Raw genomic sequence first — 3,375 nt, 5'->3', positions numbered from 1 at the left:
GGCGATGGTGATGAACCAGCTGCTCGTTCATGACCGCTTGAAAGATCGTGTGTTAAAGTATTTAGAATAACTTACACACTTTAGTTGACAAGCCCCTGCTTTATTTATTTATCCAATATTCCCACTGCCCGCGCAATAGTTTTACAACATGAACAAACATATTTCTCCTTGAAATGGAATCATTTGTAAATATCCCAATAGCACCCTCGTTCTCTCTTACCTCCTCTTTACGTGTGTACTGATCCATAATATCACCAAGTTCACTCCCTGCTTTTAGTTGCTCAGCGATATCAATTGGTAACACAATTCGAGCTCCGCTAGCTGTATATATATTCTCATCTTCCGTAACAAGCGCTCCCCAATTACATAAATACAATTGATCTTTAATGTACATAACTCCCCCTTCAAGGCCAATACCGATTGCACCAGGTGTGGATTCTGCACATTGTAAAGCACGATTAATAGCACCTTCTCTTGTCTCCTCATCCGAAAACGGTTGTGAGGAAACGCGTGAAGGAGCATTTAGCGTATCAACTTGATATGTATCAAATACATCTTGAACTGCTTTCCATTTAGTTGGATTCTTTGATCCGATAATTATTCTCATAAACACGCCTCGCCAAATTTTTTTATTTCTTTTTTACTATTGTCCTATTATTCTATTCCTTAGTGAAGGTTCTTAATTTGTTGTAATGTGTTCGAATCAGTAGTTTCAACAAGTTTAATTAATAATTCTTTTGCTGCCTGATAGTCATCTACATGAATCATCGATGCGGCAGTGTGAATATAGCGTGAGCAAATACCAATTACTGCAGACGGAACTCCATTATTAGATAAATGCACTCGACCTGCATCAGTACCGCCTTGTGAAATGAAATATTGATATGGAATATGGTTGGATTCAGCTGTATCTAGAATAAACTCTCTTATGCCCCGATGTGTAATCATTGTACGATCAAAAATTCGCAGCAACGCCCCTTTCCCCAGTTGTCCAAATTCTTTTTTATCACCTGACATATCATTGGCAGGAGAAGCATCGAGCGCATAAAAAATATCTGGGTTAATCATGTTTGATGCTACCTGTGCACCACGCAAACCTACTTCTTCTTGGACAGTAGCACCGGAATATAATTGATTTGGAACTGTTTTATTTTGCAATTCTTTTAACAGTTCTATGGAAAGTCCACAACCATATCGATTATCCCATGCTTTGGCAAGTATTTTTTTATCATTTGCCATCGGCGTAAATGGACATATCGGTACGATGGACTGTCCAGGTTTTACACCGATCTTCTGCGCATCTCTTCGATTATCGGCTCCAATATCGATTAACATATTTTTTATTTCCATTGGTTTTTTACGTTGTGCATCTGTTAAGTTATGTGGCGGAATAGATCCAATCACTCCTGTAATCGGTCCGTTATCAGTCATAATTTGAACACGTTGGGCTAATAAGACTTGACTCCACCATCCACCTAACGTTTGAAAACGAATCATTCCCTCTTCCGTAATTTGGCTGACCATAAAGCCCACTTCATCCATGTGACCGGCGACCATTACTTTCGGCCCTTCTCCCTTTTTTACACCGAAAACACCGCCAAGATTATCTTGAATAATTTCATCTGCATATTTCTCTAATTCCGATTTCATAAAATTACGCACAAGATGCTCATTACCAGGTGCACCTTGTAATTCAGTCAATGTTTTAAACAATTGTAGCGTACTTTGATTCATTAGTTTCCCTACCTTTATATAATTTCTTTATATAGTATAACGGAAACCGTTTCCTTTTTTCCACTACACACTTTTATAATGAAAGATTTTCTTTTTTTGCTTTTTAAGTTATACTTAAAGTTAAGTCGTATACTAGATTGTACATATTCTAGCTATATTCGATTGAGGCATACTCGATGTAAAAATTAAGTTAGAGGTGAAATTATTATGAGTAAAAGAAATATTTTATTTGTCGCTGGCCTAGGATTTGCTGCAGGTTTTATAGCACATCAGCAAATGAATCATTATCAAAAAGTAACTCCTGAAAAGGCTTTAAAACAAGCTAAAGAAGCCTTTAAGAAAGCTGGCCCAATTAGTGGATCGTGGATTTATATGAAACCAGAAGAAATTGAAAAAAATGGGCTTATGTATAATGCATATCGTGGTGGTGTCACTCGTAATATTGATGGCGAAAACAAGCAGTTTGAATTTTATGTAGATGTAGAAACAGGCGCAATTATTGATTCTATCCCAACGGCATCATAAAAATGAATCTACGCAACATATACAAGAAAGAAAATAGCTGCTCAATCTAATAATAGCAGCTATTTTTATTTATACGTATATCTTACTCGCCTTAATTCATTCATTTTTTTTCCAGTTTCGTCAAATTGAATTGCTCGATAATAGGCATCATGATAAAATGTGTACCATGCTTGTTTCTGATAACCAAACTCCATCCACTTTTCCTTTTGATGCACAGAGGTAACTGGATAATCATCATAAGCGAGTGCCCATAATTTATTTTGATGTGCATGTGTTGGCATAATATCGGCCATATGGATAAATGTCTCCTCACCGTCTTCAAATATAATAATGGAATGACCGTCGCTATGCCCCCCTGTATGAATCATTTTTAAGCCATCAAGCAGTTCTAATTCCTTATTAAATGTTTTAACTTGATCTTGAATTGGTTCCCAGTTCATCTTCCAGTAAGTATTTACAGATCTAATATTCGGGTTCCTCATCTCATACCATTCTATTTCTGATGTATATATTGGGATATCTTTAAAAACAGAATGATATGTATTATCAACTTTCTTTGTTAGCCCACATGCATGATCAAAATGCAAGTGCGTCATTAAAACACCGTCAATATCGGTTATACTTAGCCCTAATTCTTTAAGGGAATGTTCGATAGATGATTCTTCCATAACACCAAAGTTTCGCAATTGTTTGCTTGTTAATTTATCATTCCCGATGCCAGAATCGATGATAAAATTTTTCTCGTCAATTTGCAGTAAAATAGGATCCGTTCTTAATTCTACCTGATTCTTTTCATTTTGCGGATATTTTTTACTCCATAGTGGTTTGGGTACAACCCCAAACATCGCTCCTCCATCAAGGAAATTAACACCCCCACTTAACCACGTTAATTCAGCTCGTCCTACTTGAAGTGTCTCCATTTGTTTGATCTCTCCTTTTCTCCCTCTTCTAACAGTTTAGCTTAATCAAATAAACTCTGCAAACGCTATCATTTAAAGTTCTAATTATATTAAAATTAATGAAAAAGACCAGCTATAAAAAGTCAAGAGAAGAATGAAAAAGTATTTAGCTATTCTTGAAAAGTGGTGATATTTAAAATTAGGCATGTCAAATAAG

4 protein-coding genes are annotated in these 3,375 nt (G+C 36.0%); 1 reads left to right on the top strand and 3 read right to left on the bottom strand.

What is annotated here, in order from left to right; genetic code table 11:
* Nucleotides 1-100: 100 nt before the first annotated feature.
* Together J2Z81_RS15550 and J2Z81_RS15545 are read right to left on the bottom strand one after the other, a co-directional pair.
* The gene (locus J2Z81_RS15550) at nt 101-607 is read right to left on the bottom strand and encodes a DUF84 family protein (protein WP_029270826.1); all 507 of its coding nucleotides are present in this window, start codon (nt 605-607) and stop codon (nt 101-103) included.
* A 59-nt stretch (nt 608-666) separates the two neighbouring features.
* Complete coding sequence (locus J2Z81_RS15545) at nt 667-1,734, bottom strand: M42 family metallopeptidase (protein WP_029270824.1); 1,068 nt, start codon at nt 1,732-1,734, stop codon at nt 667-669.
* 207 nt (nt 1,735-1,941) lie between these two features.
* Here J2Z81_RS15545 and J2Z81_RS15540 point away from each other — a divergent pair, with 207 nt between their 5' ends.
* The gene (locus J2Z81_RS15540) at nt 1,942-2,259 is read left to right on the top strand and encodes a PepSY domain-containing protein (protein WP_029270822.1); all 318 of its coding nucleotides are present in this window, start codon (nt 1,942-1,944) and stop codon (nt 2,257-2,259) included.
* Between the two features lie 65 nt (nt 2,260-2,324).
* Here the strand turns inward: J2Z81_RS15540 and J2Z81_RS15535 are convergent, their stop codons facing one another.
* Nucleotides 2,325-3,179 (bottom strand): YtnP family quorum-quenching lactonase, encoded by an 855-nt coding sequence (locus tag J2Z81_RS15535; RefSeq protein ID WP_029270820.1) that lies wholly within the window; start codon nt 3,177-3,179, stop codon nt 2,325-2,327.
* Between the last annotated feature and the right edge of the window lie 196 nt (nt 3,180-3,375).

Source organism: Virgibacillus alimentarius (assembly GCF_017874635.1).
GTDB lineage: Bacteria > Bacillota > Bacilli > Bacillales > Amphibacillaceae > Virgibacillus_B > Virgibacillus_B alimentarius.
The sequence above is the reverse complement of the archived record's forward strand: the minus strand, read 5'-3'. Positions and strand labels throughout refer to the sequence as shown.